At 38.4% G+C, this 15,825-nt stretch carries 17 protein-coding genes; all 17 read left to right on the plus strand.

Features of this window, described 5'->3' with window-relative positions:
- The first annotated feature begins 48 nt into the window (after nucleotides 1–48).
- The 17 genes from ACSVDH_RS00390 (at nucleotide 49) to dusB (ending at nucleotide 15,799) form a co-directional block, all read left to right on the plus strand.
- On the plus strand, nucleotides 49–819 hold the full coding sequence (locus ACSVDH_RS00390; protein WP_439253512.1) for a VWA domain-containing protein: 771 nt from the start codon (nucleotides 49–51) through the stop codon (nucleotides 817–819).
- Nucleotides 785–1,828, plus strand: coding sequence for a serine/threonine protein kinase PrkT (gene prkT / locus ACSVDH_RS00395; RefSeq protein ID WP_439253510.1), 1,044 nt, complete (start codon nucleotides 785–787; stop codon nucleotides 1,826–1,828). The genes ACSVDH_RS00390 and prkT overlap by 35 nt, the downstream gene beginning before the upstream one ends.
- Before the next feature lie 141 nt (nucleotides 1,829–1,969).
- Nucleotides 1,970–3,355 carry a tRNA lysidine(34) synthetase TilS gene (tilS, locus tag ACSVDH_RS00400; RefSeq protein WP_439253509.1) on the plus strand — a complete coding sequence of 462 codons (1,386 nt, stop codon included), beginning with the start codon at nucleotides 1,970–1,972 and terminating at the stop codon, nucleotides 3,353–3,355.
- A 22-nt stretch (nucleotides 3,356–3,377) separates the two neighbouring features.
- Nucleotides 3,378–3,914 carry a hypoxanthine phosphoribosyltransferase gene (hpt, locus tag ACSVDH_RS00405; RefSeq protein ID WP_299093029.1) on the plus strand — a complete coding sequence of 179 codons (537 nt, stop codon included), beginning with the start codon at nucleotides 3,378–3,380 and terminating at the stop codon, nucleotides 3,912–3,914.
- Nucleotides 3,915–4,020: 106 nt separating this feature from the next.
- A complete protein-coding gene (gene ftsH, locus ACSVDH_RS00410) occupies nucleotides 4,021–5,955 on the plus strand; it encodes an ATP-dependent zinc metalloprotease FtsH (RefSeq protein WP_299093028.1) in 1,935 nt (644 codons plus the stop codon).
- Between the two features lie 172 nt (nucleotides 5,956–6,127).
- On the plus strand, nucleotides 6,128–6,919 hold the full coding sequence (locus ACSVDH_RS00415; RefSeq protein ID WP_439253507.1) for a type III pantothenate kinase: 792 nt from the start codon (nucleotides 6,128–6,130) through the stop codon (nucleotides 6,917–6,919).
- Between the two features lie 47 nt (nucleotides 6,920–6,966).
- Nucleotides 6,967–7,842: an Hsp33 family molecular chaperone HslO gene (gene hslO / locus ACSVDH_RS00420; RefSeq protein WP_439253506.1), complete on the plus strand. Its 876-nt coding sequence runs from the start codon at nucleotides 6,967–6,969 to the stop codon at nucleotides 7,840–7,842.
- Between the two features lie 33 nt (nucleotides 7,843–7,875).
- The gene (locus ACSVDH_RS00425; protein WP_299093025.1) at nucleotides 7,876–8,781 is read left to right on the plus strand and encodes a peptidyl-prolyl cis-trans isomerase; all 906 of its coding nucleotides are present in this window, start codon (nucleotides 7,876–7,878) and stop codon (nucleotides 8,779–8,781) included.
- Nucleotides 8,782–8,875: 94 nt separating this feature from the next.
- Nucleotides 8,876–9,799 (plus strand): cysteine synthase A, encoded by a 924-nt coding sequence (gene cysK / locus ACSVDH_RS00430; RefSeq protein ID WP_299093024.1) that lies wholly within the window; start codon nucleotides 8,876–8,878, stop codon nucleotides 9,797–9,799.
- Nucleotides 9,800–9,993: 194 nt separating this feature from the next.
- Complete coding sequence (pabB, locus tag ACSVDH_RS00435) at nucleotides 9,994–11,409, plus strand: aminodeoxychorismate synthase, component I (protein ID WP_439253504.1); 1,416 nt, start codon at nucleotides 9,994–9,996, stop codon at nucleotides 11,407–11,409.
- Between the two features lie 11 nt (nucleotides 11,410–11,420).
- Nucleotides 11,421–12,008: an aminodeoxychorismate/anthranilate synthase component II gene (gene pabA / locus ACSVDH_RS00440; RefSeq protein ID WP_439253503.1), complete on the plus strand. Its 588-nt coding sequence runs from the start codon at nucleotides 11,421–11,423 to the stop codon at nucleotides 12,006–12,008.
- 2 nt (nucleotides 12,009–12,010) lie between these two features.
- Nucleotides 12,011–12,871, plus strand: a complete 861-nt coding sequence (pabC, locus tag ACSVDH_RS00445) for an aminodeoxychorismate lyase (protein WP_439253502.1) — start codon at nucleotides 12,011–12,013, stop codon at nucleotides 12,869–12,871.
- A 23-nt stretch (nucleotides 12,872–12,894) separates the two neighbouring features.
- Entirely contained in the window at nucleotides 12,895–13,728 is an 834-nt protein-coding gene (gene folP / locus ACSVDH_RS00450) for a dihydropteroate synthase (RefSeq protein ID WP_439253534.1), read from the plus strand.
- Between the two features lies 1 nt (nucleotide 13,729).
- Entirely contained in the window at nucleotides 13,730–14,092 is a 363-nt protein-coding gene (folB, locus tag ACSVDH_RS00455) for a dihydroneopterin aldolase (protein WP_299093060.1), read from the plus strand.
- Nucleotides 14,089–14,616: a 2-amino-4-hydroxy-6-hydroxymethyldihydropteridine diphosphokinase gene (gene folK, locus ACSVDH_RS00460; RefSeq protein WP_439253501.1), complete on the plus strand. Its 528-nt coding sequence runs from the start codon at nucleotides 14,089–14,091 to the stop codon at nucleotides 14,614–14,616. Before folB ends, folK begins: the two co-directional genes overlap by 4 nt.
- On the plus strand, nucleotides 14,568–14,786 hold the full coding sequence (locus ACSVDH_RS00465) for a helix-turn-helix domain-containing protein (protein WP_299093016.1): 219 nt from the start codon (nucleotides 14,568–14,570) through the stop codon (nucleotides 14,784–14,786). Before folK ends, ACSVDH_RS00465 begins: the two co-directional genes overlap by 49 nt.
- Before the next feature lie 11 nt (nucleotides 14,787–14,797).
- Entirely contained in the window at nucleotides 14,798–15,799 is a 1,002-nt protein-coding gene (gene dusB / locus ACSVDH_RS00470; RefSeq protein ID WP_299093015.1) for a tRNA dihydrouridine synthase DusB, read from the plus strand.
- Nucleotides 15,800–15,825 lie beyond the last annotated feature (26 nt).

Raw genomic sequence — 15,825 nt, forward strand, 5'->3', positions numbered from 1 at the left:
GAGTATGGTAACAAGTTTTCATATACGTCCAAGCGATATAAGCGATATATGAAAAATTTACATCTCTCTAGGAGGGTAATTATGGCAAAGGGTCATTTAAAGCAAATCTTATTAATTACGGACGGATGTTCTAATCATGGGGAAGATCCCATTGCAATAGCAGCATTAGCTCATGAGCAAGGGATAACGGTAAATGTTATTGGTGTTGTTGAAGAAAATGTGATTGATCATGAGGCCATGCAAGAAATAGAAGGAATCGCAATGTCAGGAGGTGGCGTACACCAAATTGTCTATGCGCACCAACTATCGCAAACAGTGCAAATGGTAACGAGAAAAGCTATGACGCAAACGCTTCAAGGAGTTGTAAATAAAGAGTTGCAGCAAATCCTTGGCAAACATACGTCAATGGAAGAACTTCCACCTGAAAAACGGGGCGAGGTAATGGAGGTTGTTGATGAACTAGGTGAAACCATAAGCTTGGAAATCCTCATTTTAGTTGATACAAGTGCAAGTATGAAGCCAAAGCTCCCTACGGTTAAGGAAGCATTGCTTGATCTCTCTATTAGTTTGAATTCAAGAATGGGAGATAATCAATTTTCTGTCTCAGTATTTCCTGGGAAAAAGGATGAGGTTGAACAGGTACTTGATTGGACACCAAATCTACAATCACTTTCTTCTATATTCCCTAAACTGTCAACAGGAGGTATTACACCGACAGGCCCAGCGATACGGGATGCGATTCAACAGTTTAAACAGAAACGTTCCTTAAGGGGTTTATTACAAAATGAAGAAGAATACTATGATGAATCAGGCATGTAACCTTTCTTCAGGAACGGTTATTAATGGGAAGTGGAACGGGGAGCGATATACGATTATAAGGCTGCTTGGACAAGGTGCAACAGGCAATGTGTACTTAGCTGATAGTAGAAAAGGAAAAGTCGCTCTTAAACTGAGTGAAAATAGTATGGCGATTACTTCAGAGGTAAACGTGCTAAAGCGGTTTTCTAAGGTCCAAGGTACTTCTCTTGGGCCTTCTTTGCTTGATGTGGATGATTGGAGAATCGATCATGGGAAAATCCTTCCTTTTTATGTGATGGAATATGTTCGAGGGAAAAATTTCCTGGAATTTATAAAAGATCGAGGAATTGAATGGATTGATGTATTGGTTCTTCAGCTTCTATCAAACTTAGAAAGGCTTCATCAGCAAGGCTGGATTTTCGGGGACCTAAAACCTGAAAATCTGCTTATATCAGGTCCTCCGCCAAGAATAAGATGTATCGATGTTGGCGGAACGACACAGCAAGGAAGAGCAATCAAAGAGTTTACAGAGTTTTTTGACCGCGGGTATTGGGGATTCGGCACCCGTAAAGCAGAGCCTTCATATGACCTCTTTTCGGTTGCAATGATCATGATTAATGCTGCTTATCCAAAGCGATTTACTAGAAAGAGTGAAAGTGACGGAAGAGCACAGCTATTTGACATCATTGATCACCATCCATTCTTGCAAAAACATAGGCAGGTTTTACAAAAGGCTCTATTGGGAAAATACATGAATGCAGCTGAAATGAAGAGAGATTTAGTTCATTTACTCTCAATAGAAACGAGCAAAGAGAAGCAGAAAACGAAAACTTATCGTACTCAGGTAAAGACACAAGGTCATACTAAGAGTCAGGCTGCAAGAATGAGTCCTTCCCAAGTGAAGCAAACGAGAAAACAGGCAAAGCAAACTAAAAAACGGAAAAAAATGAGCGGCGTTCTTGAAACAATTGTGATTCTGATAGGCGTGTTTTTAATCTATTCCCTATATGTTTATCATTATTTAATGTAAAACGTACTGTAAAATTGTTCAAAAAATATGGTGAATATGTGAACGCATTTTTCTTCTTTGTTATTGCCTAAGAAATAATGGTAGGATAGAGATAAGAAAGAAAAGACTTCAAAGGGAATATTAAAAAAAGAGGGAAGAAACGTGGAAAACTTTTATGCCCTTATTCAAAAACATCAATTGATTGAAAAGGGTTCAACCATTGTCGTTGGTGTATCGGGAGGACCTGATTCCCTGGCGTTGCTGCACTTGCTTTATAAACAAAAGGATCACTGGAAGATTAATTTAGTCGCTGTGCATGTCGATCACATGTTCAGAGGAGAACAATCAAAAGAGGATATGCTCTTTGTCCAGGATTTTTGTAAGCAGCATCATATAATATGTGAAGCAAAGCAAATTGATGTAGCTGCATATGCTGCGCTTCACCATTTAAGTTCACAAGTTGCTGCAAGAGAGTGCCGATATAAGTTCTACAAGGAAGTTTTAGATAAGTATCAGTCAAGGTGTTTGGCACTTGGTCATCATGGGGATGACCAAATAGAAACGATCTTAATGAGGTTGGTTCGAGGAAGTACGGGAGAGTCCCTTGCAGGTATTCGCTTAAAACGAGCGTTTCACAATGGATACATCATACGGCCTTTGCTTGGACAAACAAAAGAACAAATTCTTTCTTATTGCCGGGAACAACACTTAATGCCTAGATTTGATCCAAGTAATGAAAAGACGGATTATACTAGAAACCGTTTCAGAAAGCATATATTGCCATATTTAAAAAGAGAAAATCCATTAGTTCACGAAAGATTTCAATATTTTAGTGAAACCTTATTAGAGGATGAAACGTATTTAAAGGAATTAACAAAGCAACAAATGAATAAAGTATTGAAAAGAAAAGAAAAGTCATTGGTAGAAATGGATATCGACAGGTTTAAAAGCCTACCTTTGCCTTTACAAAGAAGAGGGATTCAACTAATATTAAACTATCTATACGTAAATATTCCAGCTTCTCTATCTTCAATACATATTGAGAGTTTACTGAGGTTACTCTCACAAGATCACCCATCAGGTTCACTTGACTACCCAGGCAGATTAAAAGTGATTAAATCATATCAAACATGTATGTTTACTTTTGAGCAAGAGGAAGGTAAAGATTATTGTTTTCAACTTGATATCCCTTCCGTTGTTCATCTCCCAAACGGGTTTCAGATCTCGTGTGAATCGGTCAAAGGTAACAGCGAATCATTTAATGGGAATGAATCGTTTTTATTAAATGAGAAAACGTTAGTGAAACCGCTCATTATTCGCACAAGAAAGCAGGGAGATAAAATCAAGTTAAAAGGCATGAATGGCAGGAAAAAGGTTAAAGATATATTTATTGATGCAAAGATTCCGTTACATAGCCGAAACTCATGGCCTATTGTAGAAGATGGGAATGGGGACATCCTGTGGCTGCCCGGCTTAAAAAAGTCAATTTATGAAGCCGATCCGGCAAATGGGGATGACTTTGTATTATTACATTATAAAGAGCTATGAACTTCTAGGGGGCACACATTTAATGAGACAAGATATCGAAGAAATACTAGTAACTGAAGAACAAATTCAGGAAAAAGTGAAGGAGTTAGGAAAGATCCTAACGGAAGAGTATAAAGATCGGTTTCCGCTTGCGATTGGCGTTCTAAAAGGTGCCATGCCGTTTATGGGTGATCTTTTAAAGAATATTGATACATATTTGGAAATGGATTTTATGGATGTTTCAAGCTATGGTTCATCAACTGTCTCTTCAGGAGAAGTAAAAATCATCAAGGATTTGGATACTTCTGTTGAAGGAAGAGATATCTTAATCATTGAGGATATTATCGACAGCGGTTTAACTTTAAGTTATTTAGTGAAACTATTCCGTTACCGCAAAGCAAAATCAATAAAGATCGTTACACTGCTTGATAAACCAACTGGCAGAAAAGCTGATATTGAAGCTGATTATGTAGGTTTTGTTGTTCCAGATGCTTTTGTAGTGGGCTACGGCCTTGATTACAGCGAAAAATATCGAAATCTTCCTTATATCGGAATTTTAAAGCCTGAAATTTATGAATAAACTTTTCAGCAAATCCAGGGATTTAGCATAGTCTAATTTGTTGTGTTACCATGATTTTCTATGATACTATTTAATATAGCGTGTTTACTGTGGGAGGAGGTAAGGAATGAATCGGATCTTCCGTAATACCATATTTTATTTACTCATCTTTTTAGTCATAATTGGGGTTGTTAGTTTCTTTACAGGTGGCAATCCTAAAACGGAACAAATAACGTACAATGATTTCATTTCTGAATTAAACAATGGGAATGTTACAGAAATGACTGTACAGCCGGTTCGTGGTGTATTTGAAGTAAGAGGTAAGATGGAAGGTTATAAAGAAGATGAAACCTTCTTGACATATATACCAACCGAACAAGGGTTAAATCGGGTTGATAAAGCTGCTGAGGCGAATAATGTTGAAAAATTAAATGTTGCTCCAGCTGAAGAAACAAGTGGTTGGGTTACATTTTTCACATCCATTATCCCATTTGTTATTATCTTTATTTTATTCTTCTTCCTGCTAAACCAAGCTCAGGGCGGCGGCAGCCGAGTGATGAATTTTGGTAAAAGTAAAGCTAAGCTGTATAGCGAAGAAAAGAAGAAGGTTAAATTTAAGGATGTCGCTGGTGCAGATGAAGAAAAGCAAGAGCTGGTTGAGGTTGTTGAATTCCTAAAAGATCCTCGTAAATTTGCTGAACTAGGGGCAAGAATTCCTAAAGGTGTCTTGCTTGTGGGACCTCCAGGAACAGGTAAAACCTTACTAGCAAGAGCAGTTGCGGGTGAAGCCGGCGTGCCGTTCTTCTCTATTAGTGGTTCTGATTTCGTAGAAATGTTCGTTGGTGTCGGTGCATCACGTGTTCGTGATTTATTCGAAAATGCTAAAAAGAATGCCCCATGTATCATTTTCATCGATGAGATTGACGCAGTTGGGCGCCAACGTGGTGCAGGATTGGGTGGAGGCCACGATGAGCGTGAGCAAACTCTTAACCAATTGCTTGTTGAAATGGATGGCTTTGGTGCCAATGAAGGAATCATTATCATTGCGGCTACTAACAGACCTGATATTCTGGATCCAGCGTTATTACGTCCAGGTCGTTTTGACCGTCAAATTACGGTTGACCGTCCGGATGTTACAGGCCGTGAAGCTGTCTTAAAAGTACATGCTCGTAATAAGCCTCTAGATGAATCTGTAGATTTAAAGGCCATTGCGGCCCGTACTCCTGGATTCTCTGGAGCAGATTTAGAAAACCTTTTAAACGAAGCTGCATTAGTTGCTGCGAGACAGGATAAAAAGAAGATTGATAACACCGATCTTGATGAAGCTACAGACCGCGTTATTGCAGGTCCTGCTAAAAAGAGCCGTGTTATTTCTAAGAAAGAGCGTAATATCGTTGCCTATCACGAAGCAGGACATACGATTATCGGTGTTGTGCTTGATGAAGCTGATATGGTACATAAAGTAACCATTGTGCCTCGTGGTCAAGCAGGCGGATATGCCGTTATGCTTCCAAAAGAAGATAGATATTTTATGACAAAACCGGAACTTTTAGATAAAATTACTGGTTTGCTTGGCGGTCGGGTTGCCGAAGAAATTATCTTTGGTGAAGTAAGTACCGGAGCTCATAATGATTTCCAAAGAGCAACCAGCATCGCAAGAAAAATGGTTACTGAATATGGTATGAGTGACAAGCTTGGACCATTGCAATTCGGGCAATCACAAGGCGGTCAAGTTTTCTTAGGTCGCGATCTTCATAATGAACAAAACTACAGTGATGCCATTGCACATGAGATTGACTTAGAAATCCAACGCTTTATTAAAGATAGCTATGAGCGTGCTCGTCAAATCTTAACAGAAAATCGAGAAAAGCTTGAATTGGTTGCACAAACCTTATTAGAGGTTGAAACACTTGATGCAGCGCAAATTCAAAGTCTTGTTGAACATGGTAAATTACCGGATCGTCCAGTTGCGGCGACTGAAAAAAGTCAGGATGCTAAAGCAGAGGACGTTAAAGTAAATATCCAACCAAAAAAAGATGAAGAGGATTCTTCTAAACAATAATAGTGAAAATTTAGATCGATGGCTAACTTAAATTTGTCATCGATCTTTTTTTAATGGAAAAACGCTAATTGATATTATGTCAGGGCTGATCAAGGCGCTTACGCTTTTCTTATGATAAAATAATCTCGAATATGTAAACTAATAATAGATTAAATATAAAGTGGTGATACAAATGATTCTTGTATTGGATGTAGGAAATACGAATACAGTTTTAGGGGTATATAAAGAGGATGTGTTAAAGCATCATTGGAGAATAGAAACAAGCCGTAATAAAACGGAAGACGAGTTTGGCATGATTATAAAAAACCTTTTTGAACATGAGGGACTTTCTTTTAAAGAAATAGAGGGAATTATCATTTCATCTGTTGTACCGCCAATCATGTTTGCGTTAGAAAGAATGTGTATGAAGTATTTTAATCTGAAACCATTGGTTGTCGGACCTGGAATGAAAACAGGATTAAATATAAAATACGAAAACCCTCGTGAAGTAGGAGCGGATCGAATTGTAAATGCTGTAGCGGGTATTCAGGATTATGGCAGCCCGCTTATCATTGTTGATTTTGGAACGGCAACTACCTATTGTTTTATTAATGAACAACGTCAATATATGGGAGGGGCCATTGCACCTGGAATTAATATTTCAACAGAAGCTCTTTACTCAAGAGCTGCAAAGCTGCCGAGGATCGAAATAACACGACCTGATAACATCATCGGTAAAAATACTGTAAGTGCGATGCAATCTGGTATTTTATATGGATATGTAGGACAAGTAGAGGGAATTGTAAAAAGGATAAAAGAACAAGCAAAGGAAGTACCAAAGGTTATTGCAACGGGTGGTCTAGCTGCATTAATCGCCAAGGAATCAGATTGTATTGATATAGTAGACCCATTCTTGACTTTAAGAGGTCTCCAGCTTATTTATGAACGAAATACAGTAAAGGAATTAGGTACAGAGCACCGTTAGCTTACATAAACTAGATCATTGATTATACAGACAAGGGAGTTTAACAAATGGACTATCTAATAAAGGCATTAGCTTATAATGATCAAGTGAGAGCATATGCTGCAAGAACAACAGAGACGATCTCTGAAGCACAAAGAAGACATCACACATGGCCAACGGCTTCAGCTGCCCTTGGAAGAGCAATGACTGCAGGAGTCATGATGAGTTCGATGCTAAAGGGAAATGCTAAGCTCACAATTAAAATTGAGGGAGGCGGACCAATCGGTATCATCTTAGTTGACAGCAACTCAAAGGGAGATGTGCGCGGCTATGTGACAAATCCTCAAACGCATTTTGACTTAAATGAACATGGTAAGCTTGATGTCAGAAGAGCAGTAGGTACTGAGGGAAACTTGACAGTTGTGAAGGATCTTGGTCTAAAAGAAAACTTCTCTGGACAAGTACCAATCGTCTCTGGAGAGCTTGGTGAGGATTTTACTTATTACTTGGTAACATCTGAACAAATACCATCTTCAGTTGGAGTTGGAGTATTGGTTAACCCTGATAATACCATCTTAGCTTCTGGCGGATTCATTATTCAGTTATTGCCGGGAACAGATGATGAAACCATTACAAAGATTGAAGAGAGATTAAATAAAATTGAACCAATTTCAAAATTAATACAACGTGGTTTAACTCCTGAGGAAATTTTAGAAGAAGTACTTGGCAAAGGAAACGTGAAAATACTGGAAAAGCATCCTGTTGCATTTAAATGTCAATGTTCAAAAGAACGAATTGAAAATGCGATTATCAGCCTTGGTGAAGAAGAGATACAGGCCATGATTGATGAGGATGGAAAGGCTGAGGCTCAATGTCATTTCTGTAATGAAGTTTATTTGCTGACGAGAGAGGATTTAGAAGAATTAAAAACAGCAGCAAAATAATTTGTTTGAGCAGGGTAGTAGGAGTTGGGTAAAGTGAGCGGGAAAACATTATGGAGTATTATTTTTGGTTTAGTAATCATTAATTGCTTTACGCTTGGCTTTTTCCTTTCAAAGAATCAGGGGGTCATTCCTGTATCGAATGATCCTCAAACAAGTGAAACAATTGCAACTATTGGTGATACATCTATTACCAGGGAACAATGGATGGCTGAGCTTGAAACGCGTTACGGGAAGGATACGCTTAAGGAGTTAATAAATGTCCAGGTTGTTGAGGAGTTGGCTAAGAAATACGATATTTCCGTTTCAGATGAAGTTATTGAAAGGGAATTAGCTACATATAAGTCAATGTATAACTCGTTGGACGAAGAACAATTTGGCAATGAAGAAAACTGGAGAGACCAGATTCGTTACAGTATCTTGCTCGAAGAGATCCTGACTAGGGATGTTTCGGTTTCTGAAAAAGAAATGAAGGATTTCTATGAAAATAATAAAGATTTATACAATATAGATGAGTCCTATCATTTATCACATATTATCGTGAAGACGGAAAATGAGGCAAACCAGATCATCAGAGAGCTTAATGGCGGATCCAGCTTTGAAGCACTCGCTTTAGAACAATCGATAGATGAGTTTACTGCGAATTCAGGCGGTGATATTGGATTTGTCTCTAAAGATAATGAATATGTTCCTGCTGCCTATCTTGAAGCAGCACCAAAGCTTGGCAAAGGTGAGTGGAGCGAGCCAATTCAAGTTGATACAGGCTATGCAGTACTGTTCCTTCATGAAAAACTTGAAGGGAAAACATACAGCTTTGAAGATGTAAAAGGACAAATCCGCCGGCAAATTGCACTTGAACAGATGGAAGGAACGGTATCTGTCGAGCCTTTATGGGAAGAACTGGGTGTCACATGGTTTTATGGTGAAAAATCAGAAAAATAGTACAAATAGCATAAAAAGTTTTGACAATTGTGATATTAATTGATATATTTACTTATAAATCCAATAAATTTACTCGGGATAGGGGAGGAATAGTATGACACGCGTAGCAAACTCTATACATGAATTAATTGGTCAAACACCAATCGTGAAGTTAAATAGACTAGTTGATGAAAACAGTGCAGATGTTTATTTGAAACTTGAATATTTTAATCCGGGCAGCAGTGTAAAGGACCGTATCGGACTTGCAATGATTGAAGCTGCAGAAAAAAGCGGAAAATTAAAAGCTGGCGATACAATCATTGAGCCAACAAGTGGTAACACAGGTATTGGACTAGCTATGGTAGCTGCTGCAAAAGGACTAAAAGCGATTCTAGTTATGCCTGATACAATGAGTTTGGAGCGCAGAAACTTACTTCGTGCGTATGGAGCAGAGCTTGTTCTTACTCCTGGTTCTGAAGGAATGAACGGAGCAATCCGCAAGGCAGGAGAACTAGCTGAAGAGCATGGTTACTTTATGCCACAACAATTCAAAAATGAAGCAAACCCTGAAATCCATCGCCTAACAACTGGTAAGGAAATCGTTGAACAAATGGGTAACCAATTAGATGCTTTCGTATCAGGTATTGGTACAGGCGGTACAATTACTGGAGCTGGATCAGTATTAAAAGAAAACTATCCATCCATCAAAATTTATGCAGTTGAACCAACAGATTCTCCTGTTCTATCGGGTGGAAAACCAGGTCCTCATAAAATTCAAGGTATCGGTGCAGGATTTGTTCCAGATGTATTAAATACAGCTATTTATGATGAAGTTGTTACGGTTAAAAATGAAGAGGCATTTGAAACAGCTAGAAGAGCAGGCAGAGAAGAAGGAATCCTCGGTGGAATTTCAGCTGGAGCAGCAATCTTTGCAGCATTAAAAGTAGCGAAAGAGCTTGGTAAAGGCAAAAAAGTATTGGCAGTAATTCCAGATAATGGTGAGCGTTACTTAAGTACTCCGTTATATCAATATGATTGATCCTGACTAAGATTATATATTTTAAAAGAGGTTTGACGTAAATGTCGACCTCTTTTCACTTTATAAAAGGTTTTTATCATTTTTTGGAATGTGATAAAGATGTCCTTTTTGTGAAAAATTAAATTAAATTCCTTATGGTTTCTCCGCAACATTTATGTAAAATGAAAGTAAGAGTTTTAAAGGGGAGATTAGTCATGCAGCAACGAAGGACATCGCTAAGCATCAATATTGATTATAATCGTGATTTTTTTAAACAATATAAATACTTGGTCCAAGAAGAGAAGCAGCATGCTTTTTTGGAAAGTGGGCGGGGCGGCAGGTACAGTATTGCCGGGCTAAAGCCGGTTGCTTCAGTAAAGGGTAAAAATCATTTGCTTTTTATAACAAATGAACGGGGGACCGAGGTTCTGCAAGGGGATCCGCTTGATCTCTTTCATTCCTGGTTTCAAAAATATCAGATGGAAACTGACCCGGAACTGCCTGATTTTCAAGGTGGAGCGATAGGTTTCGTTAGCTATGATTATGTAAGGTATTTTGAGAAGTTGCAGGATCTTGCAGCTGATGATTTAGAAACTCCTGATCTGTATTTTTTGCTTTTTGATGATATTGCTGTGTTTGACCACCATACATCCAAGCTCTGGTTAATTACACATTATTATCAAGAGCATGAAGTCGAAAGTGCCAAGAAGAAGCTGCGTTCGATGCAGGAAAAGTGGACATGCATCCCGAATCTATGTCAATATAAAAATAGGCAAGAAGAAGCGACTTCTGGTGATCCTATCACATTTTCAAAGGAAGCCTTCAAGAAGGCTGTTGAAGATATCAAGCAATATATCGCAGCGGGAGATGTCTTTCAGGTAAATCTCTCATTAAGACAGCATGTTCGTTTAGAAAATCATCCGCTTGAGATCTATGAAACCTTGAGGGAAGTAAATCCTTCTCCATACATGGCTTATTTGCATTTTCCAGAGTTTCAAATTGTGAGCGGATCACCAGAATTACTTGTTAAAAAACAAGGGAGAGCTGTAAGTACCCGCCCGATTGCCGGGACAAGGTCGAGAGGCAAAAATGAAGAAGAGGATAGAAAGCTTGCAAATGAATTAATTGAAAATGAAAAAGAGCGTGCAGAGCATGTCATGCTTGTTGACCTCGAAAGAAATGATTTAGGACGTGTATGTGAATATGGATCAGTCCATGTTAATGAATTTATGGTCATTGAAAAGTATTCACATGTAATGCATATCGTTTCAAATGTGCAGGGGAAACTAAAAGAAACAGCAAATTATTCAGATGTGATCAAAGCGACCTTCCCTGGTGGTACAATAACAGGTGCACCGAAAGTAAGAACAATGGAAATTATTGAAGAGCTTGAACCAACAAGGCGAGGTATATATACTGGCTCTATAGGCTGGATCGGTTATGATGGAAATATGGAACTTAATATTGTGATTCGTACTTTATTTGCAAAAGATGGCTATGGGTATGTTCAATCTGGAGCAGGAATTGTTATTGATTCCAATCCGGATTTTGAATATAAAGAGTCTTTGAAAAAGGCTAAAGCAATGATTAAGGCAATTGAGCTGAGTAAAGAAGAGAAAATAAGAGACTGAGGTGAGTTCAGATGATTTTAATGATTGATAATTATGATTCATTCACATTCAATTTAGTGCAATACCTAGGAGAGCTTGGAGAAGAACTTGTTGTAAAACGAAACGATGAAATAACGATTTCGGAAATTGAGGAGCTAAACCCCCAATTTCTGATGATTTCTCCTGGGCCTTGCAGTCCGAATGAAGCGGGAATAAGCATGGAAGCCATTAAGCATTTTGCGGGGAAAATTCCGATATTTGGCGTTTGTCTTGGTCATCAATCCATTGCACAGGTCTTTGGCGGAGATGTTGTACGTGCTGAACGGTTAATGCATGGGAAAACATCACAAATCCATCACAATGGAGAAGCGATCTTTAAAGGCATGGAAAATCCATTTACTGCTACGCGCTATCATTCGTTAATTGTAAAAAATGAAACGTTGCCTGATTGCTTAGAGGTAACAGCGTGGACAGCTGAAAATGAAATTATGGCCATCCGCCATAAAACGTTACCGATCGAAGGTGTTCAATTTCACCCTGAATCGATCATGACATCCTTTGGAAAAGACTTATTAAAGAATTTTATCAATCAATATAAATTAATCGAAAAGAGTTCATAAACGTGTATATATATTGCCAATCACAGTTTATAAAAGATACAGAAGCCACGATTTCTCCATTTGATCATGGCTTTCTTTATGGTCTAGGAGCCTTTGAAACATTTCGTATTTATAAAGGCTTCCCCTTCCTTCTCCATGATCATGTAAAAAGACTGCAGCATGCCTTAAATGAGTTAGGGATTTCTTATAAGGTTGATGCGGATGAAGTGTCTGAAATTCTTCAGAAGCTCCTTCAGTTAAATCATCTCGTAAATGAAGATGTGACGGTTCGGTTAAATATTTCTGCTGGAATCGGCGAGGTCGGCAAACTGCTACAACCTTATGATCAACCGACTGTTCTTTGTTTTTTAAGAAAGGCACCACTGATTGGAAATATTGAAAAACATGCTTCGATTTTAACATTGCGCAGAAATACACCTGAAGGAACAGAGCGCCTAAAGTCACACCATTATTTAAATAATATTTTGGGAAGACGGGAATTAAGAGAAACTCCAGATGTAGAAGGAATTTTCTTAACGGAAAAAGGATATGTTGCAGAAGGCATTGTTTCCAATATCTTTTGGGTAAAGGATCAGGTTGTCTACACGCCTTCAATTGAGACAGGAATTTTAAATGGAATTACAAGGCAATTTGTGATGAAATGCTTGAACAACCTTGGCATGCAAATCGATGAAGGATTTTACCCAAAAAAGGATATGCTAGAAGCAAATGAAGTGTTTATAACAAATTCCTCCCAAGAGGTTGTTCCAATAAAAAAGGTGGACGAGTATTTGTTTTTTGGGAAAGATGGAAGTGTTGTGCAAAAATTAACGGAGTTATATTGTTCTTATCGGACGAAATTATTAAGTATAGACGAGATATAAAGGTTGGATGAAGAATGAAATTAATGACGAAGCAACAAGTGATTGAATGTGGGAAATACACTCTCCATTATGGCGAAAAGACACAAATCATGGGGATTTTAAATACAACTCCGGATTCTTTTTCAGATGGAGGAAAGTATGTAGATTTGGATAAAGCTATTTCTCACGCAAAGGAAATGATCAAAAACGGGGCAGATATCATTGATATCGGGGGGGAATCTACAAGACCCGGGTACCAGCCTGTATCCGTGGAAGAGGAAATTGAGCGAACAGCTCCTGTTATTCGTGAACTTGCAAATGAAATAGATGTTCCGATTTCGATAGACACCTATAAGGCAGAGGTTGCCATGCAAGCGGTTGAAGCAGGTGCAAGCATCATTAATGACATTTGGGGTGCGAAAGCCGATCCTGATATGGCAAAGGTTGCTGCTGATTATAATGTCCCAATTATTCTTATGCACAACCGTCACGATCGTGATTATCATCAATTAATTCCTGATATGATTGCTGACCTAATGGAGTCTGTTACAATTGTAAAGAATGCAGGAGTTAGTGATGATAAAATTATCTTAGATCCGGGTATTGGTTTTGCCAAAACAATGGACGATAATTTGCAGGTAATGAGACATTTGGATGCTTTTGTCGAACTTGGCTATCCGGTATTATTAGGTACATCTAGAAAGTCATTTATCGGGCATGTTTTAGACCTGCCGCCGACGGAACGAATGGAAGGTACAGGTGCAACCGTATGCTTAGGAATTGAAAAAGGCTGCCAAATCATTCGTATTCATGATGTGTTAGAGATGGCGAGAATGGCAAAAATGATGGATGCAATGCTTGGTAAAGGAGGTAACTAACATCGATAAGATTTTTGTGAACGGTATGGAGTTTTATGGATACCATGGTGTTTTGAAGGAAGAAAATAAGATTGGCCAACGATTTAGAGTTGATTTAACGGTAGAAGTAGATTTAAAACAAGCAGGAGAAACAGATGATTTGGAGCATACCGTCAATTATGCATCACTTTATACATGCTGTAAAAAGATTGTCGAGGGTAAACCTTATAAGCTTGTTGAGACTGTTGCCGAGCAAATTGCTAAGGAAGTATTGACGAAATTCTATCTCGTTCAAAACTGTACGGTAAAGTTAATAAAGCCCGACCCGCCGATACCAGGTCATTATAAAGAGGTAGCCGTCGAAATTAAAAGGGGTAGGAAATGAACGTAGAAGCATATATAGCTCTTGGATCGAATATGGGAAACCGGGAGAAGCACTTAAAAAAAGCCATTCAAACACTGCACTTTCACCCATCCATAATTGTAGAAAATATTTCCTCTATTTATGAAACAGATCCAATTGGCTTTACTGATCAAGATGAATTTTTAAATATGGTTATTAAGATAAACACTGATCTATCAGCGCTTGAACTATTAAACGTGTTACAGGAAATTGAAAAATCACATAATCGAAAGCGTGAAGTAAAATGGGGGCCGCGAACTTTAGACCTTGACATTTTGCTTTATAATCATGAAAATATTGAAACAGAGCAACTTATTGTTCCACACCCTAGAATGCATGAACGTGCCTTTGTGTTAATTCCATTATCAGAATTAGACAAGAACATCCGCATTCCATCGAGGAAAGAATCACTTTCGACTATCATAGATCAATTACAAGATAAAGAAGGAGTACGAATATGGAAGCAGAAAAATGGGGTAGACGTATTCGCGCTTTTAGAAAATTAAAAGGCTTTACCCAAGAGAGTTTCGCAAAAGATCTTGGTGTTTCTGTTTCAGTCTTAGGTGAAATAGAAAGAGGCAATCGTGAACCCAACAAACAGTTTATCGAGAAAGTAGCTAAAGCTCTTAACATTACTGTTGAAGAGCTGACCCCAAATGAATCAATGAAAGGATAGGAGGTTAGAAATTGTTTAAAATCGGTGATATTCAATTAAAAAATAGAGTCGTGCTTGCCCCTATGGCAGGTGTATGTAATTCTGCCTTTCGCTTAACGGTAAAAGAATTTGGTGCTGGTTTAGTTTGTGCCGAAATGGTGAGCGATAAAGCGATTTTATATAAAAATGCAAAAACAATGGGGATGCTTTATATAGATGAGCGTGAGAAACCTTTAAGTTTGCAAATTTTTGGCGGCGAAAAAGAAACGCTAGTTGAGGCTGCTAAATTTGTTGATAAAAACACAACAGCGGACATTATTGATATAAACATGGGTTGTCCAGTTCCGAAGATTACGAAATGTGATGCTGGTGCAAAGTGGCTTTTAGACCCGAATAAAATCTATGACATGGTTTCAGCTGTAGTAGAGGCTGTTGAAAAGCCTGTAACCGTAAAGATGCGTATGGGCTGGGATGAGGAGCATATTTATGCTGTGAAAAATGCCCAAGCTGTAGAACGCGCTGGAGGTAAAGCTGTAGCCTTGCATGGTCGTACACGTGTACAAATGTATGAAGGAACAGCAAATTGGGATATCATTAAAGAGGTAAAGGAATCGGTTAAAATCCCGGTTATCGGTAATGGTGATGTAACAACACCACAAGATGCTAAGCGTATGCTTGATGAAACAGGTGTTGACGGGGTTATGATTGGGCGTGCTGCACTAGGAAACCCTTGGATGATTTATCGCACTGTTAAGTATTTAGAAACTGGTGAACTAATGGATGAACCAGGTGTACGTGAAAAGATTGAGGTATGTAAGCTGCACTTAGATCGATTAATTGCCCTTAAAAATGAGAATGTGGCTGTTCGCGAAATGAGAAAGCATGCTGCATGGTATCTAAAAGGGATCAGAGGAAATGCAAAGGTAAGAAATGAAGTAAACCTAATGAATACTAGAGACGAGCTTGTTGCCCTTCTGGATGAGTTTGTTTTAGAGGTTGAAGCAAAACAAGAAAGTGCTAGTCAAGTAGGATAACTGTTAGGTTGTTTAATGGTTTGCGC

The sequence above is a fragment of the Metabacillus sp. Hm71 genome (genome assembly GCF_051842955.2).
Classification (GTDB): Bacteria; Bacillota; Bacilli; order Bacillales; family Bacillaceae; genus Metabacillus.

Coding starts and splice junctions, on each gene's coding strand:
- hpt (WP_299093029.1), top strand. CDS start 3,378: ATGAGACAAGATATCGAAGAAATACTAGTAACTGAAGAACAAATTCAG.
- cysK (WP_299093024.1), top strand. CDS start 8,876: ATGACACGCGTAGCAAACTCTATACATGAATTAATTGGTCAAACACCA.
- hslO (WP_439253506.1), top strand. CDS start 6,967: ATGGACTATCTAATAAAGGCATTAGCTTATAATGATCAAGTGAGAGCA.
- ACSVDH_RS00415 (WP_439253507.1), top strand. CDS start 6,128: ATGATTCTTGTATTGGATGTAGGAAATACGAATACAGTTTTAGGGGTA.
- ftsH (WP_299093028.1), top strand. CDS start 4,021: ATGAATCGGATCTTCCGTAATACCATATTTTATTTACTCATCTTTTTA.
- pabA (WP_439253503.1), top strand. CDS start 11,421: ATGATTTTAATGATTGATAATTATGATTCATTCACATTCAATTTAGTG.
- ACSVDH_RS00465 (WP_299093016.1), top strand. CDS start 14,568: ATGGAAGCAGAAAAATGGGGTAGACGTATTCGCGCTTTTAGAAAATTA.
- prkT (WP_439253510.1), top strand. CDS start 785: ATGAAGAAGAATACTATGATGAATCAGGCATGTAACCTTTCTTCAGGA.
- ACSVDH_RS00390 (WP_439253512.1), top strand. CDS start 49: ATGAAAAATTTACATCTCTCTAGGAGGGTAATTATGGCAAAGGGTCAT.
- pabB (WP_439253504.1), top strand. CDS start 9,994: ATGCAGCAACGAAGGACATCGCTAAGCATCAATATTGATTATAATCGT.
- folK (WP_439253501.1), top strand. CDS start 14,089: ATGAACGTAGAAGCATATATAGCTCTTGGATCGAATATGGGAAACCGG.
- folP (WP_439253534.1), top strand. CDS start 12,895: ATGACGAAGCAACAAGTGATTGAATGTGGGAAATACACTCTCCATTAT.